This is a genomic window from Oceanisphaera avium, assembly GCF_002157875.1.
In the GTDB taxonomy this organism is placed as follows: domain Bacteria; phylum Pseudomonadota; class Gammaproteobacteria; order Enterobacterales; family Aeromonadaceae; genus Oceanimonas; species Oceanimonas avium.
Window position 1 is genome coordinate 1,152,091 of the sequence record NZ_CP021376.1, and the last position, 23,568, is coordinate 1,175,658.

Below are 23,568 nucleotides of genomic sequence, written 5' to 3' on the forward strand. Positions count from 1 at the left end.
TGTAAACAATTCTAATTCAAATAACACTGCCAATTAAAAGCTTGCGCTAACTGATGCCACTGGCTATCTAAAGGAGCCGTTAACTGCAGGGGCGTGTTATTAAGCGGATGGCGAAAATTTAAGTGCTGAGCATGTAACAACAAGCGTCCACAGCCATAATGCTGTCGAAAAAAGCGATTATGACGACCCTCCCCATGACTGGTGTCGCCCACGATAGGATGAAATAAATGCGCCATATGGCGGCGCAGTTGATGCTTACGACCGGTTTCTGGCAGTAAGCGCACCAGACTATAGCGACTGGTGGCGTGTTTTTTTGATACGGCGAAGGGTAACTCAATTTGCGCTAAGCTCTGCCAATAAGTAATGGCTTCTTGGGCGGGTTTATCTAAGTCGGCAAATTTATCGGCAATGGCATCCGCTTGAAAACTCAGCGCATAATCAAGGCGGCCTTGTGCTGGCATAAAGCCGCGTACTATCGCTAAGTAACTTTTCTCTATTTGATGGGCGCTAAAAGCTTCACTTAATTGGCGCGCAATGACTGCATTTTTAGCAAATAACAATACGCCAGAGGTCGGTCTATCGAGACGATGTACCGGAAATACATGACAACCCACCGCATCTCGAGTGAGCTGCACAGCAAAGCGGGTTTCCCCTTTATCTAACCAGCTGCGATGGACTAATAAACCCGCCTCTTTATTAATGGCCACTAAGCTGTCGTCTTCATAGATAATATGAATTCCGTTGGTCGCTATGCGCGACTGAGCCTGGCTCAGCACTGTCTTGCCACGGCTTGCCCAGATAAAGCGGCATCTAATTGCGCAATGGCCGCTAATAAGGGCTGCATATCTTCCTCGTATCCCGCATAGGTATACTCAGCCATAGGATAAACGCTGATCTCGGTGGGCAGCGCCCGATTAAGCTTTAACAATTGGCGCAAGCGTGCCAGCAATACAAATTGTAACCACTGCGCCAAGCTTAAGGTGTCGACACAAAAGGGTAATTCACTGGCCAGTGCTTCATGACTAGGAGGCGTGTCACTCCACCAGCCGAGGATTTTTAACTCTTGTTCAATGGCACTTAAATATTTTTCTACTTTATCAGGCATGGTCTCTATCGCAGTTAATGGCTTTACTGTGCGCGCTCAGCGCCTTAAAACACCCCGCCACTATACCATCTTGGCGCCATACTCCCTATAATCAGCGCCATGCAAGAGGAGACATCGATGCAAATAAATACCTTGAGTGAATTTTTAACCCAGGCCGGCACCGAGTTTCGCCTTTATGATCTGGGGCGTCGTTTACAGCCGCTTGCGAGCGCCGATTTCTTAGCCATTGAAGCCCATCAGCGCCCCTACCCTTGGCCCTTACAGCGCCATGCCTGGTTAGCAGTATGCTATTGGCAAAGTCACACTGTTAACCAGCCCTATATTTGGTTTTTAAAACTCCCCTTAGATGAGCGAGGCTTATTAAATAATGGCGCTATTAAATATTTTTTGGCCAGTTTAGTAGAACAATTAGGGCAAGAGCTCAGTGCGCCCTTAACCCAAGAACAACAACAAAAATTAGCCCAAACGCCCTTTACCTTTGCGCCTTCTCAAGAAAAGCTAGCCGCTTTTCATGCTCGCTTAGGGCTTACGCTAAAAACTCCTCCTTCTCCTTATTATCAAGGGGCGCTAAATTATTTAGTTAACCCGAGTCAACAAGATTGGCAACAACTAGGACTACAAGGCTTAGCGGAGGTAGCGGCCCGACTGCATCAAGAGCCAGCGCTGAGCCAGCAGTTAGTCGCACAGTGGCCACATTTAGCTGCTGCAGTACAAACTGCGCTATGCCAGCAGTGTGAGCACCAACCTCTACCAAGGGCGGTGGAGGAGTTATTTATGAATGAAATAAGCCACCAGCTCGAGCGCCAAGAGATTGACGATGAACGTCTATCTTTATTATTACGTGCCTGTGCGGCTAATCCTACCTCCCCCCAGCGCCAGCAAAAAATAGCCACCTTGCTTAAAGTGGCCCCCAGCCAAGCGCTGATCTTATGTTTAGTGGCACGCCTTTGGCAGGACTTGACCGATGAAATGCTGTTGTTAAGTTATTTAAACCAGCTTGCTCAGCATCACGGTGATATTTTTAATAGTGTATTTAACGAGTTAGTCACCACCCCAGCACTGCGCCCGCTCATCTTAAGTAACTTGCACCACCCTCAGCTGTCAGTGGCGGCTCAGCGCGCCTTAGGACAACTTTTTTCGAGCTCCTCATGACGGAATTACTGGGGCTGGTCGGCTTATTTTTATTCGGCGCAATATATTGGCAATTTAGGCGCCAAAGCGAATTTGCGCAGCTGTGGCTGACACGGTATTGTCAACAGCAAGACTTTCAATTGCTTAGCGTTTATCGCTATCGTTTTATGTGGAAAAAAGGACGGGTACTAACGCAGTTTCGTTTTGAGTTTAGCCACGATGGCTTACAACATAACGAAGGTAAATTGTGGTTACATCATTTGCGCGTGCTTAAGGTTGAGCTGCCCATTTTACGAGAACCTGCTAACCCGTCTTTATAACACGCCAGCATTTTGCTACTGATAACGTAAAGGAGTATTTATCATGGAACATACCCATCACCCACTGAGTGAATTATTTGAACAGCTTGGCTTAGAGTCCGGTCACGATGCCATAGAACATTTTATTAGTAGTCATAGCTTGCCGGAAAATATTGAACTCGCTAATGCCCCCTTTTGGAGCCAGCCCCAAGCCAGCTTTTTAAAAGAAGAATGGCACGCCGACTCCGATTGGGCCGAAGTGATTGATCAATTAAATATTCGCCTTCGATAATGTCTCACCCGCCTATTCTAGCGGCGATAAGCCAGCTACACCGTGAAGGGAAAGCCATTACTACCGCTGCGGTGAAAGCAAAATTGACCACGGCGGTAGCACTTAGCGAGTTACTGCCCTTAATTGCGCGTTACAAATCCCAACCTGAATTATTAATAGCAGACACGCTTAAGCAGCCGCCCTCCTCATTAGCAAAAGAAGCGCTGACGCTTGATGAGCGCGTCAGCGCACTAGAAAAAGTGGTCGCTGAGCAAGCCTTAACCATACGCCAACTTGAGGCGCAGCTGCTTGGCGCAACCACACAACCCCTTTCTTTTACTGGCGTGCGGGAGTGATGGTGTAATGTGGCTATGTGAACTGCATTTTGATTGTTACCAAGAAACTGAACTGGCGGCCATAGAGCCCGCGCTTCAGCAATTTATTGATGCACTGCGCTATAACGGGCAAATTATTGGTCGTGAATTCCCCTGTGCATTGCTCACAGATGGTGTAACGACGCGCGTCGTTTGCCCCGAACCAGACAGCTTGCATGCGCGCTACCATAGCCGCCAAGTGGAACAAGCGCTGGGTGTCTTGCATCAAGCAGGCTTAACTAGCCCTAAAGTCAGCACTAAAGGCCAAGATCTTAATTCAGATACCACAGATGCCTGTAGCACCCGAGCTTGGCAAGTGCTCTACACCACTTACTTGCATTCTTGCTCGCCCGTACGCTGTGGTGAGCATCTCGCGCCTGTGCCTTTATATCAGCTGCCGGCAATAAGTAATGGCGATAATAAACAGATAATAAAATGGCAAGAAGACTGGGAGGCCTGTGATCAGTTGCAAATGAATGGCTCTATCTTAGAGCATGGCGCCCTTAGCGAATTAGGCGATACCCACAGCCGCCTTAGCCAGCGCGGTAGAAAACTGGCGCGCCAACTGGAAGCAAACAGCAAGATCCCCACTTATTATTATTTATATCGAGTGGGCGGAGAAACCGAGTTGAGTGAGCGCCAGCGCCCTTGCCCCAGCTGTGGCGGGGCTTGGCAATTACCCGCGCCGTTACATGACATCTTTGATTTTAAATGTGAGCCTTGTCGATTAGTGTCTAATGTATCTTGGGATTTTAAAAACTAGCTTGGCGCATCTGCGAGTGTAGGCGTGATATTAGCAAGGCTCCACTTGTTCTAAAAAGGCCGCTAAGCTTGGCGCTAATATGCCCACACTACCTTTTCCTAACCGCTCAAGCTGAACTGCGCCACTGGCATTATCAAGGGTGATTAGCTTTTGTTCATCTCGACAGCTGGCTAAAAACCAGCTAGCGGGTAATTTAAGTTTTTCCATCATTAACTGATGGCCAATTTGATTTTGCTGCAAGCGATCAAAATCTTGCTCATTCCAAGGCTGTAATAAGGTAAAAAATAATCCTTTAAAACAGCCGTCAATGTTACCTGCAAAGTAGTGGCCAAAAAATGCACTCACATCTTCATGTACTGCCAGCTCAAGCGCCTCACCCACATTTAAAAAAGAACTCGCTTGGGGTTTTCGCCACGCCTGCCAGCCCACTTGGCCATTAAGGGCGGGCAATAAGGTGGCGGGTGAAGGATCCTCTGCATCATAAGCAATAAGCGGTATTCCTATTATTCGCCGTTGGCGGGCAAATAACTCGCTCAATGCGCTCACTACTTGATCTTGCATGCTAAAGTCTCACAATAAAGGACGAACCTCTTATTCTACTCATTGGATCTTGAAATGACACCCGAGCAAAAATATCAAGCCAGTCAGGCATTGGACGGCCTCTCTCTGGGCAAGCAAAGCAGTTATGTATGTGAATACGACGCCAGTTTATTACAAGGCGTCCCGCGCAGCCTCAATCGTGAAGACCTAGGCTTAACGTGCGACTCCCTGCCTTTTGCCGGAGAAGATGTATGGAATTTATATGAGTTATCTTGGCTTAATCAAAAAGGGAAACCGGTTGTGGCCATGGGTGAGATCCGCGTCCCCATTACCAGTGTTAATCTTATCGAGTCAAAGTCATTTAAATTATATCTAAATAGCTTCAATCAAAGCCGCTTTGATAATTTAGAAGAAGTGAGTGCCATATTAAGCCGAGATTTAACGCTCTGCGCTCAGGCACCGGTTAAAGTGAGCTTATATGACTTAAAAAATGCCCCTAGCCAATTTGGCATGTTATCCGGTGATTGCATTGATGAGCTTGATATTACAGTCGAGCATTACCAACCTCACCAAGCATTATTAACCAATATGACCGAACAGGCATGGGTAAGCGAAACGCTGCATTCTCATTTATTAAAGTCTAACTGCTTAGTGACTGAGCAACCGGACTGGGGCAGTATTATGATCCGTTACCAAGGGCCGCTGATTAAGCGCGAAGCACTTTTGCGCTATATCGTGTCTTTTCGCCAACACAATGAATTTCATGAACAATGCGTAGAGCGCATTTTTATGGACTTGCTCACCCATTGTCAGCCGAAAGAATTAACCGTCTATGCCCGCTATACTCGCCGCGGTGGTTTAGATATTAACCCCTATCGCAGTAATGTGGCCGGTAAAGCGGCTAATGTGCGATTACAGCGCCAATAAACTTTCTTACTTAATAACCCGCAGTATCGACACTCCCCCTTAACGAGACCTTAGCTGCTGCGGGCGATAACTGATTTAGCGCTGAGTTACCCGACACTTAGCGCGGGTAAATTTTAGCGACTCGCCGCTCACGCAATTCTTCAATCGCCTCACCTTTATGCTAGACTCTCAAGCTTTTCGTCTCTTGTATCGGCGTATGTAATTGTGATCTTATCTGTTGCCGTTTTGGTGTCACATTTGGCAGGTGCACCTGTATTATCGCCTCAGCAAACTGACTCTAGTGTATTACAACAAGCACAACAGCTGATGCTTAGTGAGCCTCAAGCGTGTGTGGCACTCACTCAGCGTTTTTTACAGCGCAAAGAAATAGATCCCGCACAGCTGGTGAATTCTCGACAAGAATTTGATCACCAAGCCATGAACAAACACTACCGCTCGCGCGAGCAAAGTTTAACGGCTTGGCAAATTCAAACCTTGTGTCTTGCCAATCAAGGTCTGTTAGACACGGCGCTTACTAGCCTTGATCAAGGTATTAAACTGGCTAAGCGCTACCGCCATCTTGATAGCCAAGCCGCCAGTTTCATGATCAAAGCCAAACTGGCCCTAGAAAAGCACCAAGGCGCTGCAGCCAAGCAGTGGCTTGATAAAGCAAAAAAATTAATCAGCCCCGATTCAGATTTTTTATTACACAACGCTTGGCTACTGCTAAAGGCCAGCAGCTTGTTACAACAGCACAAATTAGAAGAGGCGCGCCAACTCTTTGAACAAGCGCGCATGCAAGCCCAAAAACAGCCACACCCTCAGCAGCAAGCTTGGGCTAATTATTTATTAGCTGACTATTATCAATTACTACAACAAGATGAATTAGCGGTATCTCACTATATTGAGACTTTAAATTTACTGGGTCAGCAGCAACATTATTATTTAAAAGCCATAGCGGCAGAAAAAACCGCCACCCTAAAAGCTGAACTTGGCCAGCATCAACAAGCCATGGATTATGCTAATTTGGCCACCAGTGAATTTGAATTACTGGATAATCGTCAGTTACTGATTGGCTCTTTATTAAATTTAGGACGGGTCACGCGTACCAGTACTCAAGATGCCAGCTTAGCGTTAGTGTATTTTTTTAATGCCCTAGATTTAGCAAAAACTCGCGGTGACAGTGAGCTATTAGCCCAACTCTATTTAGAAATAGGTCATAGCTATCGCTTACTCGATAATCGCCAAGAAGCTCATCAATATCTTATTTATGCTAAAGAGCGCTTTAAGCATCATGGCAATACACCCCAACACATTGATGCGCTACACCAACTCGGTCAGCTTTATTTAGCACAACAAGAGCAAGGCTTAGCCTTACTACAATTTGAACAAGCGCTCACACTGGCAAAACGCAGCCAAGATAGTCCTCGTTTAATTGAAAGCCATCGTCTATTAGCTCATTTATATGAGCTAAGTCACAACCCGTCTCAAGCACTGATACACCATAAAGCTTTTCACGATTACTTTGCTAAAGACAGTCAGCTAAATCAGCTACTGACGCAAAGTCTGGTACAAGATAAAGAGCAACAATTACAGCAAGAGCGAGCCGTTGCTGCTTTACAAAATAAATCTCAAAGCTTGCGCCAAGATAGGCGCGCATTATCAGTGGTGACCGCTGGCTTAGCGATTTTATTGCCGCTATTTATGGTGATGTATTGGCGAAAACGCAAACACAGTCATCATCTGGTACAGCAAAACTTTGCTCTCAGCCGCTCGTTATTATTAGAGTCTAGAACCGGGCTGCCTAATTGGCGCCAGCTCATGGTGCGCTTACCTAAAGAGATGAGTAAGAGCCAGCTGCGCTCTGAGCAATGGTATTTAGATGAGGCACAAGCACAGCCTTTTAACGATAAAATCTATTATCTGTTAATCCATGTGCCTTTTATGGTGGACTTAAATGAGCGATTAGGGCTGATTGCTGCCAGTCAGCTGCAACAAGAGCTGGGCCTGTATTTACACGGGCGTATTCACCCCCAAGCACGTTTATATGACTTACGAGAGGGGCAATTCATGTATGTTATCTCTCAGCGTCAAGTTAGCTCTTTAAGCCAAACGTTAGCGAATATTGAGCATATGTTTTTGGAGTTTCCAAGCCACTATCACTTAAACAGGCGCCTCGCCATTGGTATTATTGGTCATCCTTTCTTGCCTAAAGCCCCCGAGCATTAGATGATATGCGCATGGGGGATATTTTATATTTAGCCATGGCTGCGGCTCATCAAATAAGCCAAGTAACACACGAGCGAGCCTGGGTTGAATTATTAGCATTGGATTGTCAGCAGGCCGCATTTTTTAATGGTGATATTCGCGAGTGCTGTATTCAAGCTATTCTCAAGGGGTTGGTCAAAGTAAACTGCTCTCATAAAAAGCACGCCATCGATTGGCAAGCATTAGCTCCAAAGCGAATTACACACCATTAATTTATCTGGCGACCTATATAGGCGCTAAGGGTAATACATGAAAAACCTAGATGATCAATTGATGTTAAAAGAATTAGCATCGGTGATCGCTCGTTTAGAAGCTGTTCTCACTGGCTTAAAAAACCCCGAAGCTCCGTCGACGCTTATCGATGAGCCCGCGACTAGCGGGCTCTTAAGCCAATGGCAAAAGTTATTTTACGCCTCTAGGGCAACGTCTGATAATTCAGTGCACTATGCAGCGCATCTAAGCGATGAATTTGAACAACAGCTACTGCGCTTACAAAATAGCCACCATAAATTAACCCGTTTATATCAACACCGCCACGACAAGCTGCGTGAGGCAGCAAGCACACTTTATGAGTCCGGTGCCTGCCCAACTCAAGGCCAAGAGCTGTGCCATGCCATTCAACAAGGGGGCGCGAGTCATCAAGAACAATTAGGTAAATTACTGGACTTATACCAAACCGCCCTCGATATTCTTATTACTGAAGATAAGCAGCATGAAGCACAGCAGCTGCAATTATGCTCTCGCTTACAACAACTTGTTCAAGAGTTACATTTTTCAGGACCGGTCGGCCAAGAGCTCACCAAGATCCGCCGCCAATTGCTACACACACTGCCTAGAGAAGAGCTCCCAAAATTATGTGTGCGCTTAATTGATCTCACCATCGAGGGCATACGCTATGAGCGAAAAAATACAAAGCAGTTTTTAGCCAAGCTAGACACTCGTTTAGAAAACGCCCATCACTATGCGAAACACACCCATGATGATGGCCATACGCTCTATGAAGCACACCGCCAGCAAAGTGGCCATATCAGCCATGAGCTCAGCAATATTGAGCAACATCTAGCGGGCCAACAAGATAAAAAGTTATTAGCCACAATCGCGCAGCACACCAACAATATTAAGCAAATTTTATCGCACAATGAGCACTTAGTGGCCAATGAGCAGCGACTAGTAAGCCGCATGGCAGAAATGGCGAAACAAATAGCCGATATAAAAAAAGAAGCCAACCATTTCCAACAACAACTTCATGCCCAAAATGATAAGCTGTTTATCGACAGTTTAACGCAAATTTATAACCGAGCCGGCATGGATCAACGGCTTGAACTCGAATATCGTCAATGGCTACGCGACGGACATCCGCTGTGCATCGCCCTCTTGGATATCGACTACTTTAAGGGAATAAATGATAAATATGGACATCTGGCAGGCGATAAAGCGCTGCGCATGATTGCGAGAACCTTACAAAAAACCTTACGTGAAAGTGACTTTGTCGCCCGTTTTGGCGGCGAAGAGTTCACTGTACTATTAAAAAATATCGACCGCGATAACCTAGATACGCCATTACAAAAACTACGCGAGCAGGTAAAAAGCATCCCTTTTCGCTTTAAAGAACAAGCCGTCACTATCACTATTTCCGTGGGCGCAACGCTATTTTTAACAGGCGATAGCATTAACTCTGCCTTTGAGCGCGCCGATCAGGCGCTTTATCAAGCAAAACATGCGGGTCGCGATCAAATAGTGATAAATTGATCTTACTAACATTTAGAGAACGCTAATGATTACTCATATAAATCCGGTTGGCAGTATGAATTTACTGTCTCAAATTGAAGTGGATAACCTTAAAAAATCGGCCCGGGGCAACTTATATCAATTATTTCGTAATTGTGCGTTAGCCGTTTTAAACTCTGGCAGCCTTACCGATGACTCTAAAGAAATCCTCGACCGCTATACCGACTTTGATATTAATGTCATCCGCCGTGAGCGCGGCGTAAAGCTTGAGTTATTTAATCCACCCGGCCATGCCTTTGTGGACGGTGAAATAATTCGTGGTATTCAAGACCACCTGTTCTCTGTGCTACGCGATATTATTTATGTCGATAGCAAGCTGCAATTTGAAGCCCATTGCGATCTTAATTCTGCCCAACTAACTGACTTAGTGTTCTCCATTTTACGTAACGCGGCTACCGTTCACCCCGGTGCCGAGCCTAACTTAGCGGTGTGCTGGGGCGGGCATTCAATCTCGGCCGTTGAATATCAATATACCCGTCAAGTAGGCAATGAGCTGGGTCTTCGCGATATGAACATTTGCACTGGCTGTGGGCCAGGCGCCATGGAAGGCCCAATGAAAGGGGCAGCGGTGGGCCATGCAAAACAAAGAGCCACTGGCAGCCGTTATATTGGCTTAACCGAGCCCTCCATTATTGCCGCCGAGCCGCCGAATCCGATTGTTAATGAGCTGGTGATCTTGCCCGATATTGAAAAACGTTTAGAAGCCTTTGTGCGCATCGGCCACGGCATTATTGTGTTTCCAGGCGGCGTGGGCACGGCCGAAGAAATTTTATATATCTTAGGCATTATGTTACATCCTGAAAATCGTAATCAGCCAATGCCTATTATTTTTACTGGCCCTAAAGAAAGTGAAGATTACTTTCGAAGCTTAGATGATTTTATTGGCAGCACCTTAGGCGTCGATGCCCAGGCTTTGTATCAAATTATTATCGATAACCCCGCCGAAGTGGCGCGGCGAGTCAAAAGTGCCATGCCGCTGGTTCGGGATTATCGCAAGTCCATAGGTGATGCTTACTCTTTTAACTGGTCTTTACATATTGAGCCCGAGTTTCAACTGCCGTTTGTGCCTGATCACACTAATATGGCCAACCTTAATCTAAACCGTGAGCAACCTCCCCAGCAATTAGCCGCCAATTTACGCCGTGCTTTTTCTGGCATAGTGGCAGGTAACGTAAAAGAAAGTGGCGTTAAGGCGATTGAACAGTTTGGTCCTTTCTTGCTCAATGGTGAGCCAGAAATGATGCACATGATGGATAAATTGCTCCAACAGTTTGTTGAGCAAGGGCGCATGAAGTTACCCGGCACCACTTACGTACCTTGCTATCGCATTAATCGCTAAGCCCGCGTGCCATGCAACTGTTGATTTTAGATGCGCTCAATTTAATTCGCCGCCTGTATGCGGTACATGAGCAACGCCATACCGATAGTCAAGCCGCCCTGGCCGCCACCAGTGCGTCCTTAATTCATGCGGCTCGCCGTTTGTTACACCAGTTTAAACCCAGCCATGTAGTGGCGGTATTTGATGGGGCACCGCAAGGGTTTAGGCATCATCTTTATCCCGAATACAAAGCCAACCGTAGCCCCATGCCCGAGCCTCTTGCGAATTATTTAACGCAACTGCAGCAGGATTTATGGGGCTTAGGAATTGATGCCCTACTTTCGGATACCGATGAAGCAGACGATCTGATTGCCACCTTAGCCTATACCTTAAGCCAACATAATAAACCCAGTGTGATCGTCTCCACTGACCAAGGGTTTTGCCAATTACTTAACACCAATATTCAGTTATGGGATCACTTTAAACAGCAAGCGCTCACTCAGCCTTTAGCAGAGCAGCGTTTTCAGTTATCGGTATCTCAGTTAGTAGACTACTGGGCGCTCACGGGCGTGTCGGGCAGTAATATTAAAGGCGTACCCGGTATTGGTGCCAAGCGCGCCTTAGCGCTATTACACCAAGCAGGCAGCCTAGATGCCCTACTTAGCGCTCATCCGGCCTCGTTAAGCAAAGCGCACCAAGCGGTTCTTGTCCATCGCGAGCAAGCTTTGCTAGCAAGACAATTAGTAAAACTTGCCACTGACGTTGAGCTGGGTTTTAACTTACAAGATCTGCGCTATCACACTTCGACTAACCGCTCATAGCTCAGCCTTAACTAAGCTGCTATAACAACTGCGTATTTACCTTACTCTCTCAGACGGAGCTCTCACATGACGCAACGCAGCATTACCGTGCTACCTGGGGATGGTATTGGCCCCAGCATAGTCGCGGCCGCCATTAAAATTTTAGATGCCGCAGGCTGCCAGTTTCAATATGACTACGCCGATGCTGGCTTAAGCGCCCTAGAAAAATACGGCGAGTTACTTCCTCAAACAACGCTAGATTTAATTGCTAAAAATAAAGTCGCCCTAAAAGGCCCGCTCACCACCCCTATCGGTGGCGGTTTTACTTCAATTAATGTGACGTTGCGCAAGCACTTTAACCTATATGCCAATCTGCGCCCTGTGGTGTCTTTTGCTGGCACACAAAGTCGTTTTGAAAATATCGACATTATCACCATTCGCGAGAATACCGAGGGCATGTACTCTGGTGCCGGCCAAACGCGCGCCCTTGATAACAGCAGCGCCGAAGCCATGAGTATCATTACCCATGAAGGGGCTGAGCGCATTAGCGAATTTGCTTATCAGTTAGCAGTAAAAGAGGGACGAAAAAAAGTCACTATCGTTCACAAAGCCAACATCCTAAAGTCCACTTCGGGTCTATTTTTAGAAGTGGCGCGCGAAGTTGCGCTACGTTATCCCCAGATTGAAACCAATGAGATGATAGTGGATGCAGTGTGCATGAACTTGGTCATGTATCCAGAGCGCTTTGATATTATTGTGACCACCAACTTATTTGGCGATATTATCTCCGACTTATGTGCCGGCTTAATTGGCGGTTTAGGCATGGCGCCAGGCGCCAATATTGGTAAAGAAGTGGCTATTTTTGAAGCCGTACACGGCTCGGCACCCGATATTGCCGGACAAAATATTGCCAATCCTTGCTCGGTAATTTTAGCCGCTATCCAACTGCTTGAGCATCTTAATATGCAAGACCAAGCCGAGCTTATTCGCGCTGCTATTAAAAAAACACTGGCTCAGGGTAAAACCATAACTCAAGACTTAAGCGGCAGTGCCAGTACTACTGAGTTTACCGACGCCATTATTGCCAATCTTTAGCGCCTAATGGCTTATTTTATGAGGGTCGAAAGGCCCTTTTGCCTATAAAAAATACTGCTTAGTTCAGCCTTTACTTCTTTCAAGCCCGACTATAGTTAGTGAGCAATGTCATGGCGATGTTTGTCATCTGCAAGCGACTCACATTAAAGAGGTAGGCTATGGACAGTCGAAAGGTTGGGCAAGTATTAATACTATTAAGCAGTGTGAGTAGCGCAAGCTATGGCTTTGAAGAGTCTGTCCAAACTAATAGCCATCTATCGGAGCCGGCGCGCTCAGTTTCCAGCCCGCCAGCTGACACACCAGCTTTAAGTCGCCCTGCTTTTTGGTCATTTACGCCAAAAAGCCTCACCTTCACCCACAGCAACTTACTGACTCGCTTATCTGATCGCTATCAACTTAATCTAGAATTTAGCCCCAGCGAAGTAAACGCCAAGCCTAATTTTAACGCCTATCCAAGTTACCAACTAAGTAGCCAAAGCTCGCTAGGCTTTTCGTTTAATCATTTTCGCCCGCGCTTTAATTTTGAGCGCGCAGGCCTACAAACCTCGCTCCACTTTCGCGGTGATGGCGTTAAACTAAATTTTCGCCCCACCGCTATTAGCAAACAATTAGAGTTTGATGTAAAAATTAGCGATGACGAATCACGACTAGATTTAACCTATCGTTACTAAAGCGACGCGCTATCACTTAAAAAAGCACCGAGCCTATTAACAGCTCGGTGCTTGAGTGACCACTGAATACGGCGAAACTAGTCCTTAGGGATCAGTTTCGCTACTTTAAAGGGGCGATAGACATGGACGGTAATTTCTTCGCGGTCGTGATACAGCTGCTTAGCTTGAATATGAAAACCACCCAGCACGGCTAACTTAGTTTTGAGTTGTTCCAAATTGTGCAAGGCTTCGGCGTAGCGTTTTTTCATTGGCAATTTAAGATTAAAAATAGCCTCTTGGCAATTTTCTTCTACTAACCATGCCGCCATAATGGACACCACCCGAGCGGGTTTTTCTACCATGTCCGACACCAGCCAGTAAGTGTTTTGTCGCGCCGGACGCCAGCTAAAGGCATCATCTTTATAATGTTTCACTTGGCCGGTATCCATTAATTTGGCATCCATGGCATTGTGATCTACGGCCGTTACCATCATATCGCGACTCACTAGCTGATGGGTCCAGCCACCGGGAGCGGCGCATAAGTCCACGGCGCGCATGCCAGAGGTTAAGCGTAATTCCCATTCATGGCGCGGAATAAACACATGAAAAGCCTCTTCTAACTTTAGGCTTGAGCGACTCGGTGAGTCAGAGGCAAAACGCAGTCGCGGTATCCCCATATGAAAGGGTGAATTATTAAAAGAATAAGAATAACCTAACAAGGCATGGTTATTAGCTAAGAAGAACAAATGCAGCACTGGGCGGTTATTCATTTCTTGGCGGGTTAACAAACCTTTAGCGCGCAGCGCTTGGCGCATAGGTACAGTAAATTTACGACAAAAACGAGACAGCTCTTTGCCATCATTAGTGTCTGGCGTTTCTACCCGAATATCTCCACATAACTCCATGCCCGCAGCCGCTTCTAATAAAGGAGCAATACGGTCATCGAGCGGTAAGTCTTGCACTTGTGCATGCACCACTAACATTTGGCGGGCAAAAATCAGCTCACGAAATAATAATTTTCGCGCTATCAGATCCGCATCGTCTTCGCCAAAACACTCATAGATCACATAGCCGCTATCGTCCTTGGCACGAGCAAAACCTGGGCAGCCCATTTGGCTCGCCTTGTCTTGAATTTCCGCTGCCGCCTCTTTTTCAAACCCAGGACGGCAATATATTAGTAACTGTTTCATCAAGACCTCAACCAAGTGCGACCGGCCAGCAATAGGCTAAACCATCCCGCCATAAAACACCCACCCCCAGTGGCGTGAGCCATGCTAATCCTTTAGTGCCCAATAACACCAAGGCATAAATACTGCCGCTAAATAACAGCGTACCCAGTATAAAAAATATCACTGTCCAGTGCAGTGCTGTTACCGGTTTAATTCGCAGCGCCAATACCACTACTAATAAGGCGAGAGCATGAATAAATTGGTATTGCACTCCAGTATTAAAAGCCGATACCAAGGCAGGCTCTACGCCGCTGGCACTGAGGCCATGAGCACCATAGGCTCCCAAAGCGGTGGCTGTTAAACCAAACAGCGCCGCCAGATAAAACGCAAAATTAGTGAGCAAGAATAAAATTCCTCATAGCGTGAATAATGGCATTTAAATTATTATCCAAGGTGGTACCCGATTTTTTACGCGGGTTAAAGCTGTGATCGCCATCGGTTACCCACAGCACTTCAATGGCAGGCGATAAAGGGTAATTGGCCACTGCTGCTTTATTACCAAAGGCATCTCGTTCGCCCTGAACCAACAAAGAAGGCGTGTTGAGATGAGCTAAATGCTCACCGCGAAATAGATGGGGCTTATTGGGCGGGCTAAAAGGAAAGCCCAACATAATCAGTCCTAAAGGGCTTAACTCATTCATTGTTAGCTCATCCACTAACAATGAAGCTATGCGCCCACCTAATGACTTACCCGCTAAGAATAAGCGCGGATGAGAAAATTCCTCTAGCATCTTGCGCCAACAAGCTAATAATGTCGGCGCTCTATCGGGTGGCCGCCGACGACCATCGAGTCGGGTTTTTTGCATAAAAGGAAATTCAAATCGCACCACTTGGATCTGCTCATCGCCTAAGCCTTGTGCCAAGTAAGCCATCACTTCATGTTCCATGCCGGCACCGGCTCCGTGGGCGAGCAGCACTCGATTAGGTGCCTCAGGCGCGCCATTGATTAATACCTGTGTCATCACAGCGAATTTCTTTTATTTAAGAGAAAGACATAATTGGCGCGATTATAAATAAGGCGGCGCTCACAAGCCAGCATCGCCCTGCTCTTTTAATTTAACTCACTGTGGCGAAGACGATGCTAAGTATTCAAATTTAGGCGATGGCTCTGCTACACTGCGCGCCAAGCTTTCTCTTATCGGTTAGGTGTAACATGATCACTTTCCCTCCCGTCTCCTTGCTCGACTGGCTTATTTTCTTAGTCGTCGCCGCAGGCTCATTAATGGTATTGATTAGCGTCTTAAAATTTATTTGGCGCCCTGCCCCAAGCCACCGTTTCAGCAAAAGCCGCTCTTTAGCGCCCAGCAATTATCAGCTTTAAAATTAATCGACGAAGCCATGGGGGGCCAAGTACGAGTGTTTGCCAATGTAAGCGTGGCACAGTTAATGACTCTAAACCCTAAGCTATCTAAGTCACAGCGTGAGCTCGCCTCCCAGCAACTCTATGGTGAGGCACTCGACTTTATCTTGTGCTCACCCCATGATTTAAAAGTGCGCGCCACTGTACTCCTAGCTGAGTCTGGCTTAAGTAAAAAAGAGCAGCGTAAGCAACAACAGTTTTGGCATGCCTTGCGCGCCGCCGGCTTGCCGGTAATTGAGCTCTGTGCTCGTAACTGGCCAAGCCCCAGCGAATTGCGTAGCGAAATTTTAACGGCTTGCAAAGCGCCAAGCCCAGCTCCCCAAGCCAGCACTCGATTAGGCACAGCTCGGGTAGAGCCGGTATTTAGCCCATTGGATAACGAGCCAAGCATTGAAGATAATGAGCCGGTAATTAAGATTTCTGCCAACGACTAACTTACTACTAAGCACTCACCGTCTTTACTAGATGAGTCATCGACCTTAATGTTTGATACCCATTAAGTAAGCCGTCGCTGCCTGAAAAGACTGGTGCATTTGTTGAGCATACAAGTAATTTGGCTCTATTATTTTTTGTCCTAGGGCGCGTTCAAATTCCAACTGGCTTTGGCTAATGCAGCGCATGGCTGTCTCTGTATCCAGTACTAAGCTATTCGCTCTATCTGATGGTGGAATAAAAGTGTGACTCGCTAAATTAGACTGAAAAATTCCCGCTGCACTGACCGGTAAAAAATCTTCATAAATAATAGGTGTAATACTTAACAGCCCTTCATTCACTAAGGTCTGTGCATCGGGTAGCGTATCTGGGGTATAGCGACCTTGGGCGGCTTGCCCTGTGGAAGTGAGGTGATAATAAAAAAAAGCTAATTGCTGAGCGTGTAATTGTTGCCAAGTATCAGGAAAAGCCGAAAACACTGCCCTTAAATGGTCTTGATATGCGTCAGTGCTCCTCTCTTGAATATCCTCACCCGCTTTCACTAACAAAGCATCATATAAAGCCCGTCCTTTGGTGGTGAGCGCCGCCCCTCGTTGTTCTATTTCGCCAAAGCGCGCACTATGAACACCTTCATGGCCATCGGCAAAACGAATGGTTTCTGCTTGTGCCTTAAAACTAGTTTGGCGCAATAATATAGGACAATGGCGTGTCGGCGGCCCCTCAATGTGCGCTTTAGTATCCATGCCCGACTTGATCATTTGCTGCTGCGCTGCGTCTATATCTAGGGTGCGTGGCGTTAAGTGATTAATGTGCGGTCCTTGAAAACACACCACATCGGCAATTAACGGATGCGCTTGGTGCAATGCCTGATAGGTTGCTAAATCTACATTGGCCAACGCGTGCCAGCGAAAGGTGTGCAGCGCCTCGCCCACAAAGTCGTGGGCCTGAGCGTGAGTGAGCCCGCTTTGTTGCTCACAAAGGGTAATTAGCTCTCGCAGTCGCTCCGTAAAAATATCCCGCTTCGCTAATATCTGTTTTGCTTGCTCGCGCAGCGCTACGTCGCTAATTAATTCTAGGCGTAATAATGAAGTAAATATGCGAAACGGATTACTAGCTAGCGCCGCCTCGCTAATGGGGCGAAATGCAGTGGAATGCACCGGTACTCCTGCGGTCGTTAAGTCATAATAGCCCACCGCTTGCATGCCCATTATCACAAATAAGCGCGTGAATAACGCCAACTCCTCTGGCGTACCTACTCGAATAGCCCCGTGGCGCTCCACACTTAAGCGTGCCTGTTCGCTAATATCAGTGAGTTGTTCCTTAGCCTTTTGTTCATTGATAGAGGCTACCAGCGTGAGTAAATCGCCATATAAAGGTACCTCGGCTTGATACATGCTCGACATGCCACGAGAGAACAAATCACGAATATGATCAGGATCCATATATTTATCATCTGCCACTGTTTTTACTCCCATTCATACACTGACCTCTTAACCATAATGCAAAATCGTGAGGGCGGGACCGGATTGGCATTCAAAAATAATTCACCATTATAAAAAACAAAAAGCCTCACTGAGTGAGGCTTTATTAACTTAGCTTAATCTGAATAGACTAGCCGTTACTGTGCTTAGCTAACACTGCATCAATATCTGTTGCACTGTGACGCTCGGCTAAACTTGGGCCCGCTTGGGCTTCGGTACGATTTACAATGCGCCCTCTTTGTACTGCGGGTCGCTGTGCTATTTTATTCGCCCAGCGCTGCACATGCTCATAAGAGTTAGCATCTAAAAATTCTGCTGCATCATAGGCTTGTCCTAAGACTAAGCAGCCATACCAAGTCCAAATGGCAATATCGACAATACTGTAGTCCTCACCACCAATATAGGGCTGCTTAGCTAACTGCTTATCTAGCACATCTAATTGGCGCTTCGCTTCCATGGTAAAGCGATTAATAGCGTACTCAATTTTCTCTGGCGCATAATGATAAAAGTGACCAAAACCGCCACCTAAATAAGGAGCAGAGCCTTGTAGCCAAAATAGCCAGTTTAATACTTCGGTGCGTTGTGCTAACTCTGTGGGTAACAGCTGGCCAAATTTTTCCGCCAAATACAGTAAAATATTTCCTGACTCAAAGACTCGCAGTGGTGTCTCAGTCGAATAATCCACTAAGGCAGGAATTTTAGAGTTGGGATTAATATCGACAAAGCCGCTAGAAAATTGCTCACCTTCCCCAATATTAATTAAATGCGCATCATACTCGGCGCCCTGCTCGCCTAGCGCAAGCAGCTCTTCCAGCATAATGCTCACTTTCATGCCATTAGGCGTGCCTAATGAATAGAGCTGTAGCGGATGTTGCCCTCGAGGGAGGGTTTGCTCGTAGCGTGCACCTGAGTCGGGGCGATTTATTTGCGACCATTTACCGGCATCTTTTTCGGGTAAGGTCCACACTTTAGGTACTTGATATTCCTTACTCATGTTCAAGGCTCCTTAGTAATGGCAAAGGGAGAAAACTCCCTAGGATTAAGGTTATCCAAGTGGGGCTTGGCTTGCTAGCGCACAACCCATTTTTGCTCTGGCTGTTATGGGTCTGCAGGCGGTGTCACTGGCTAATGGCTTAAGACGAAAGCCCTCTTTTCCTGTTAGCCGCACTTGATATAAATATTGGTATTCTTCTTCTTTTGCTCCATGGCGATAAGGCGCCATCGCTAATTTATTGGCTCCACAGCGTGCAATAAGCACTTTTGTATTGCGCTCTTCTAGCACACTAACCACAGTGGTGCGAATTCGCTCACACGCCGTTTGGCTCACTGCCTCCGTCACCGATAAGCGCGGCTCACCCGCACCATTTAGGCTAATAATCATTAACGCTATCTTTAACACCGCTCACCCCTTAACTTACCGCTACGGCCTGCAGCTAAAGCTTATCAGCGACATAAGCCAATATCTATAATCAACTTTGTTAATAGCGTTACTTTTGAATAATACAGATGCTAATCTATTAATAAAAAAGGAGCGCTAAGCACTCCTTTTTCTAATTAAATTACATCACAATGTCTTTATTGATATATTAAAATCATTAATGATTTTTTTGTCGCTCCTATTATTACTACCTAGCTTATCAAACACAGACAAGCTCACCGGATTTTTAGGATCTGCCACTATATGAAAGCCTTTTTCTTGTGAGAACCAAGTCCCTATTAATGCTGAACAGGCTTTTTTATAGTCGTTATATATCTCAGATATATTCTTTTCGCAATCAACTATCGCTACTTTAGAGCGCTCTATCGCTAGAGTTTTACGTTGTTTTTCCACATCTCCTTTTGAAGGCAATACTGGTAGGTTATAGCGCCCCTCTAATGTATTAATTCTTTCTAGATAACCCTGATCTTTAAACTTAACAGCTAGATACTTGACCTTAACCCTCTCAAAATTTTGTGCAGCTTGAGTATCATAGCGATCTCGTCCGCTAGACATATCGGGGATCATACTAAAAGTAGGATGCATATATTTTGCTTGAGATAAACTTGCTATATCAGCTACGTTTTCAAATTCGGCTTCAAACTCAGCGTCGGTGATATCAGGTGCATTGGCTTTAACACCAAACTTTAAGCTTTTATCTTTCGCCAAATAGTGCCAATGTAATTGTAAGTCATAAGGGGTAATAGCTTTTCCTTCATTGACGGCTTTCACCATGCCAAAAATTTCATTGTGGTAATACTGTCCAAACTCATTTTCGTCATCAATTGGCTGTATCTTACTGAGTAAAATGTTAGCGCTATTATTATGGTTATCGTCATTAAAATCTTTAATGACCACTTTATTAATCAGCAACTCGACAGGCAGTAAGTTCTCGTTCTCTACTTTCACTTTATTAATAGTGACAGTAGCGCCTAACGGGCTAGCAGACACCGACTTCCAGCTGATAGAGTCCTCCAAATTATTTTCAGTAATAAAAGTCGTTAATCGCTCCTCTGCCTGAGTGCTAGCGTAACTGGACAGTCCTAAGTAGCTAATGACTATTACGGCGAGCGTAGCGGGGACTATCACTTTAATATTCTTACTATTCTTAATGCTCATGGGTTGCCTCTTGCGCCGCGAGTACATCTTGCTCGGCTTGTTTTACTGTCCAATTGGGATCCTTAATCTCTAAGCGAACCAAGTTTAACGGCGTAAAAAAATCTTCACAGCCGGTATCACTACATTGGTATGCCGTATCGGCCACCACTGTAGTTAAATAAAACTTCTGTTCGTCTTTACGCTCAGTATCCAAGCTTTGTTTACCCGAGATAAAGTACCAACCTTTTTGTAATTCTGTATCCGCTTGGCCTTGTTTGATAGCCGCTTGATAAGGATAGTCAGTCCAAAACTCGCCATCTTTCTCTTTAGTAATATGTACCACTTGCTGATAACTCACATTGTCCCCGGCAATCACGGCTTGGTATTCACGAGTGTTAGCTTTACTAAACTCTAATCCCACCAGATAGGAGGACAAGACGCGGTCAAAGTCTCTATCCGCTTCCACATAAGACTGATATAAGTTTAACTGGTTGTTGGCCGTTCTGGCTTTGTTCTCTAGTTCGATTTTTTTCTCATAGGCCAAACGCTCAGCTGCTCTTTTTTCTTGCTGGTCTTTGAGTTGGGCTTGGCGCTGTTCTTCTTCGGCTTCACGCTGGGCTATGCGTTTTTGCTCTTCAGCCTGACGCGCTTCACGCTCAAATAAATAATTAGTCGCTCGATTAGGGTCAAAAGTCCAATTACCTTTCCGGTCTTTATTAACATGGGCTTTATATATAAAGTGATCTCTTTTTTCTTCAAAAACACCCTCTTTTATGCTGTCAACGGCGAGCACCTCAAAGCCAGTATTACGTTCATATAGTTTTACTATTTCGTTTATCGGTGTTTTTACTGCCCTGCGAATAATCTCAGCTTGACGAAAATCATCTTCATTTTCAGTTAATAAGTAAACTTTGTTTCTATTTAGAACCCAGTTAACTTTATCCCGCCCCATAGACCAAGTGCGGCTATAATTTCGACTAGCTTTAAGCAAGTAGTAATATTTATTTTTATGATCAGTATCGAGCAGGAATAATAATTCCCCCTCTTGATTACTGTCTACTAATGTAAGATCTTGCTCTTCATCAAAGGGCACTCCTTCTACAAAGAAGTACTCATTATTGTGTAATACTTTACCATCGGAGCGCACAAACTTTACTGTTGCCTTACCTTGGGCATAGCCTTGGTCATTACACTTGGCATCACTGGTAAATTCATAGGGCTGCAGGCCAAGATCAAAATGCTGACTAAAGCGAAATTTACAGCCATTACTGTCAGTTAATTCTTGAAATGCTTTTTCTGCCGCAAATACATCATCACTCGCTTTAGGCTGCCAGTCATTAACACTAAAGACGGCGTTAGCCTCAGTAACCACTTTATCCGCTTCAGCTTTAGCAGTAGCGGCTTGTTCAGCACTCACTTTATCCGCTTCAGCTTTAGCAGTAGCGGCTTGCTCAGCAGCCATTTTATCCGCTTCAGCTTTAGCAGTAGCGGCTTGCTCAGCAGCCATTTTATCCGCTTCAGCTTTAGCAGTAGCGGCTTGCTCAGCAGCCACTTTATCCGCTTCAGCTTTAGCAGCAGCGGCTTGTTCAGCAGCCACTTTATCCGCTTCAGCTTTAGCAGCAGCGGCTTGTTCAGCAGCCACTTTATCCGCTTCAGCTTTAGCAGTAGCGGCTTGTTCAGCAGCCACTTTATCCGCTTCAGCTTTAGCAACAGCGGCTTGTTCAGCAGCCACTTTATCGGCAGATTCGTTAACCAAGGCTTGTTTATCTGCAGCAGTTGTAGTCGCTTTCCCCTCTGCAGCTGGCTTATCAGCAGCTTTATCAGCAGCAGGGTTATTAACGACTGCTTGCCAAGCACCGGCTTTATCGGCCACGCCGGTGGCAGCTTGCTTAGCGTCGTTATTCACTGCTTGCCATTTAATACTCTCAGCAGCCGGACACTGAGAGTCCAATAATACGCCTAGCTTGGGTAATAAAGACCTCACTGCAGCTACGTCTGCTAACGGAGAACCAAAAGCAAAGCGCATCGTTAAAGATGGGCTGCACCATTGACTATCAAGGGCATGGTCTACAAACACTTCTACATTTTCTGCTTTAGAAAACGCCAAGCGATGACTTTGTGTTTCAGCTGCAACGACTTGGCTGACATAACTTTGACTTGCAATAGCAAGTAGCGATAAAGAAAATAAGGACGTTTTTTTCATAGTGGTTTCTTAGATAAGCTCCCATGCGCCATCAGCGGATTGGCAAGCTTCTACTTGCTCGCTATTACTCTTTCCTTTGGCGGTCACTTTATATTCCAGTGTTTTGCATGAGGTTTGCGCACTGATTTGGCTTTCTTGGATGCTATCTAAATCAAAACCTTGTTGCTTAGCCACCACATCATCCATAGCATCTAAGTCGGTAGCTACATCAGCAACCTGAGTCACTTGGGTAACGGCTGCAGGCTTAGGTCCCACTAACGGTGCGTAGACATAACCTACGGTAACGCCTTTTCTACCTACCATAATCCAATCATTATCGGTGCGCCCAATGGCAGTAAAAGAACTGCCTAAGGCTAAGCCACCCACTTTGCTAGCGGTATTATTAGGAGCATTACGCACATTTGCGGATTTTTTAGCGATGTAGGTTTGGTTAATCAGCTTCATATTTGCTACGGTTTGCACAGCTTCTGTACGCTGCACTTTTACCGTCTCATTTTTAATAGTGCTCTTAACGGGAGTAATGGTCGCTTGTGCGTCAGAATGATCAGATTGCCAAGAAACAGCGTGATTTGCGCCCTGATTTAACATTTGCTGGGTACGAAGGGCTAATGCTTGTTGGTCCCGCTCATCTAGATTTTTACCGATCATTTTACCCAAAGCCCCGCCTGCTACTCCCCCTAAGATCATAGCCACGGTACGGCCTGAGCCACCTCCAACTTGACTGCCGATAGCCACTCCCGCGACTGCGCCGAGTAAAGACCCCATATTTTCTTGATTAAAATACTGGTTTTCTGACATACCAGCACAACCCGTCGTGCTTAAAATAGCGGCAGTAATTGCGCCCACAGTAAAGCGTCTCATCCTTGTCATTGCTTCTTCCTCATCAAGTTATTTGTATAAAAGTAGTAGGCACACTGGAAATATATTGTTTCCATTATATTAATAAGCCAAGTTAAAACGGAAACATCTATTTTTCATTA

At 45.9% G+C, this 23,568-nt stretch carries 26 protein-coding genes and 1 pseudogene; 15 read left to right on the forward strand and 12 right to left on the reverse strand.

Going from position 1 to position 23,568, the window contains the following annotated elements; genetic code table 11:
- Nucleotides 1-11: 11 nt before the first annotated feature.
- Together truC and CBP12_RS05280 are read right to left on the reverse strand one after the other, a co-directional pair.
- Nucleotides 12-776, reverse strand: a complete 765-nt coding sequence (truC, locus tag CBP12_RS05275) for a tRNA pseudouridine(65) synthase TruC (RefSeq protein WP_086963506.1) — start codon at nucleotides 774-776, stop codon at nucleotides 12-14.
- Nucleotides 770-1,105: a YqcC family protein gene (locus CBP12_RS05280; RefSeq protein ID WP_086963507.1), complete on the reverse strand. Its 336-nt coding sequence runs from the start codon at nucleotides 1,103-1,105 to the stop codon at nucleotides 770-772. Before CBP12_RS05280 ends, truC begins: the two co-directional genes overlap by 7 nt.
- Nucleotides 1,106-1,222: 117 nt before the next feature.
- On the opposite strand from CBP12_RS05280, the gene CBP12_RS05285 reads away from it, so the two are divergent.
- Genes CBP12_RS05285 through CBP12_RS05305 form a run of 5 tightly spaced genes read left to right on the forward strand, consistent with a single transcriptional unit; the run spans nucleotide 1,223 to nucleotide 3,943 of the window.
- The gene (locus CBP12_RS05285; protein ID WP_086963508.1) at nucleotides 1,223-2,257 is read left to right on the forward strand and encodes a DUF3549 family protein; all 1,035 of its coding nucleotides are present in this window, start codon (nucleotides 1,223-1,225) and stop codon (nucleotides 2,255-2,257) included.
- Complete coding sequence (locus tag CBP12_RS05290; RefSeq protein WP_086963509.1) at nucleotides 2,254-2,556, forward strand: DUF3301 domain-containing protein; 303 nt, start codon at nucleotides 2,254-2,256, stop codon at nucleotides 2,554-2,556. Before CBP12_RS05285 ends, CBP12_RS05290 begins: the two co-directional genes overlap by 4 nt.
- Before the next feature lie 43 nt (nucleotides 2,557-2,599).
- On the forward strand, nucleotides 2,600-2,827 hold the full coding sequence (locus tag CBP12_RS05295) for a DUF2789 domain-containing protein (RefSeq protein ID WP_086963510.1): 228 nt from the start codon (nucleotides 2,600-2,602) through the stop codon (nucleotides 2,825-2,827).
- Nucleotides 2,827-3,162 carry a hypothetical protein gene (locus tag CBP12_RS05300; RefSeq protein ID WP_086963511.1) on the forward strand — a complete coding sequence of 112 codons (336 nt, stop codon included), beginning with the start codon at nucleotides 2,827-2,829 and terminating at the stop codon, nucleotides 3,160-3,162. Before CBP12_RS05295 ends, CBP12_RS05300 begins: the two co-directional genes overlap by 1 nt.
- 7 nt (nucleotides 3,163-3,169) lie before the next feature.
- Nucleotides 3,170-3,943 carry a Zn-ribbon-containing protein gene (locus CBP12_RS05305; RefSeq protein WP_086963512.1) on the forward strand — a complete coding sequence of 258 codons (774 nt, stop codon included), beginning with the start codon at nucleotides 3,170-3,172 and terminating at the stop codon, nucleotides 3,941-3,943.
- A gap of 30 nt (nucleotides 3,944-3,973) precedes the next feature.
- Here the strand turns inward: CBP12_RS05305 and CBP12_RS05310 are convergent, their stop codons facing one another.
- Complete coding sequence (locus CBP12_RS05310) at nucleotides 3,974-4,504, reverse strand: SecY-interacting protein Syd (RefSeq protein ID WP_086963513.1); 531 nt, start codon at nucleotides 4,502-4,504, stop codon at nucleotides 3,974-3,976.
- 54 nt (nucleotides 4,505-4,558) lie between these two features.
- On the opposite strand from CBP12_RS05310, the gene queF reads away from it, so the two are divergent.
- From queF to CBP12_RS05345, 8 genes are all read left to right on the forward strand, one after another.
- On the forward strand, nucleotides 4,559-5,410 hold the full coding sequence (queF, locus tag CBP12_RS05315; RefSeq protein ID WP_086963514.1) for an NADPH-dependent 7-cyano-7-deazaguanine reductase QueF: 852 nt from the start codon (nucleotides 4,559-4,561) through the stop codon (nucleotides 5,408-5,410).
- 237 nt (nucleotides 5,411-5,647) lie between these two features.
- The gene (locus CBP12_RS05320; protein ID WP_232455155.1) at nucleotides 5,648-7,618 is read left to right on the forward strand and encodes a tetratricopeptide repeat protein; all 1,971 of its coding nucleotides are present in this window, start codon (nucleotides 5,648-5,650) and stop codon (nucleotides 7,616-7,618) included.
- Between the two features lie 11 nt (nucleotides 7,619-7,629).
- Entirely contained in the window at nucleotides 7,630-7,869 is a 240-nt protein-coding gene (locus CBP12_RS13705) for a hypothetical protein (protein ID WP_232455156.1), read from the forward strand.
- 37 nt (nucleotides 7,870-7,906) lie between these two features.
- Nucleotides 7,907-9,406: a GGDEF domain-containing protein gene (locus CBP12_RS05325; protein ID WP_086963515.1), complete on the forward strand. Its 1,500-nt coding sequence runs from the start codon at nucleotides 7,907-7,909 to the stop codon at nucleotides 9,404-9,406.
- 25 nt (nucleotides 9,407-9,431) lie between these two features.
- Nucleotides 9,432-10,784: a nucleotide 5'-monophosphate nucleosidase PpnN gene (gene ppnN, locus CBP12_RS05330; protein ID WP_086963516.1), complete on the forward strand. Its 1,353-nt coding sequence runs from the start codon at nucleotides 9,432-9,434 to the stop codon at nucleotides 10,782-10,784.
- 11 nt (nucleotides 10,785-10,795) lie between these two features.
- Complete coding sequence (gene xni, locus CBP12_RS05335) at nucleotides 10,796-11,584, forward strand: flap endonuclease Xni (protein WP_086963517.1); 789 nt, start codon at nucleotides 10,796-10,798, stop codon at nucleotides 11,582-11,584.
- A 66-nt stretch (nucleotides 11,585-11,650) separates the two neighbouring features.
- Nucleotides 11,651-12,658, forward strand: a complete 1,008-nt coding sequence (locus CBP12_RS05340) for an isocitrate dehydrogenase (RefSeq protein WP_086963518.1) — start codon at nucleotides 11,651-11,653, stop codon at nucleotides 12,656-12,658.
- Between the two features lie 158 nt (nucleotides 12,659-12,816).
- The gene (locus CBP12_RS05345; protein ID WP_086963519.1) at nucleotides 12,817-13,329 is read left to right on the forward strand and encodes a hypothetical protein; all 513 of its coding nucleotides are present in this window, start codon (nucleotides 12,817-12,819) and stop codon (nucleotides 13,327-13,329) included.
- Nucleotides 13,330-13,406: 77 nt separating this feature from the next.
- Here the strand turns inward: CBP12_RS05345 and rlmM are convergent, their stop codons facing one another.
- The 3 genes and pseudogenes from rlmM to CBP12_RS05360 all read right to left on the reverse strand — a co-directional run bounded on the left by rlmM (nucleotide 13,407) and on the right by CBP12_RS05360 (nucleotide 15,499).
- Nucleotides 13,407-14,498: a 23S rRNA (cytidine(2498)-2'-O)-methyltransferase RlmM gene (gene rlmM, locus CBP12_RS05350; protein WP_086963520.1), complete on the reverse strand. Its 1,092-nt coding sequence runs from the start codon at nucleotides 14,496-14,498 to the stop codon at nucleotides 13,407-13,409.
- Nucleotides 14,498-14,880, reverse strand: a pseudogene (locus CBP12_RS05355) (DUF423 domain-containing protein). Before CBP12_RS05355 ends, rlmM begins: the two are co-directional and overlap by 1 nt.
- On the reverse strand, nucleotides 14,870-15,499 hold the full coding sequence (locus CBP12_RS05360) for an alpha/beta family hydrolase (protein ID WP_086963521.1): 630 nt from the start codon (nucleotides 15,497-15,499) through the stop codon (nucleotides 14,870-14,872). Before CBP12_RS05360 ends, CBP12_RS05355 begins: the two are co-directional and overlap by 11 nt.
- Before the next feature lie 191 nt (nucleotides 15,500-15,690).
- Between CBP12_RS05360 and CBP12_RS13525 the strand changes: the two genes are divergently transcribed.
- Both CBP12_RS13525 and CBP12_RS05365 read left to right on the forward strand, forming a co-directional pair.
- Entirely contained in the window at nucleotides 15,691-15,858 is a 168-nt protein-coding gene (locus tag CBP12_RS13525) for a hypothetical protein (protein WP_198341913.1), read from the forward strand.
- 17 nt (nucleotides 15,859-15,875) lie between these two features.
- A complete protein-coding gene (locus CBP12_RS05365) occupies nucleotides 15,876-16,331 on the forward strand; it encodes a DUF2726 domain-containing protein (protein WP_232455157.1) in 456 nt (151 codons plus the stop codon).
- Nucleotides 16,332-16,376: 45 nt separating this feature from the next.
- Here CBP12_RS05365 and hglS read toward each other — a convergent pair whose 3' ends face one another.
- The 6 genes from hglS to CBP12_RS05395 form a co-directional block, all read right to left on the reverse strand.
- The gene (gene hglS, locus CBP12_RS05370) at nucleotides 16,377-17,789 is read right to left on the reverse strand and encodes a 2-oxoadipate dioxygenase/decarboxylase HglS (RefSeq protein WP_198341863.1); all 1,413 of its coding nucleotides are present in this window, start codon (nucleotides 17,787-17,789) and stop codon (nucleotides 16,377-16,379) included.
- A 151-nt stretch (nucleotides 17,790-17,940) separates the two neighbouring features.
- Nucleotides 17,941-18,804 (reverse strand): glutathione-dependent disulfide-bond oxidoreductase, encoded by an 864-nt coding sequence (gene yghU / locus CBP12_RS05375; RefSeq protein WP_086963524.1) that lies wholly within the window; start codon nucleotides 18,802-18,804, stop codon nucleotides 17,941-17,943.
- Nucleotides 18,805-18,855: 51 nt separating this feature from the next.
- Nucleotides 18,856-19,191: a hypothetical protein gene (locus tag CBP12_RS05380; protein WP_086963525.1), complete on the reverse strand. Its 336-nt coding sequence runs from the start codon at nucleotides 19,189-19,191 to the stop codon at nucleotides 18,856-18,858.
- Nucleotides 19,192-19,374: 183 nt separating this feature from the next.
- Nucleotides 19,375-20,406 (reverse strand): hypothetical protein, encoded by a 1,032-nt coding sequence (locus CBP12_RS05385; RefSeq protein ID WP_086963526.1) that lies wholly within the window; start codon nucleotides 20,404-20,406, stop codon nucleotides 19,375-19,377.
- Nucleotides 20,396-22,588: a hypothetical protein gene (locus CBP12_RS05390; protein WP_086963527.1), complete on the reverse strand. Its 2,193-nt coding sequence runs from the start codon at nucleotides 22,586-22,588 to the stop codon at nucleotides 20,396-20,398. The genes CBP12_RS05385 and CBP12_RS05390 overlap by 11 nt, the downstream gene beginning before the upstream one ends.
- Nucleotides 22,589-22,597: 9 nt before the next feature.
- Nucleotides 22,598-23,458 (reverse strand): glycine zipper domain-containing protein, encoded by an 861-nt coding sequence (locus CBP12_RS05395; RefSeq protein ID WP_086963528.1) that lies wholly within the window; start codon nucleotides 23,456-23,458, stop codon nucleotides 22,598-22,600.
- Between the last annotated feature and the right edge of the window lie 110 nt (nucleotides 23,459-23,568).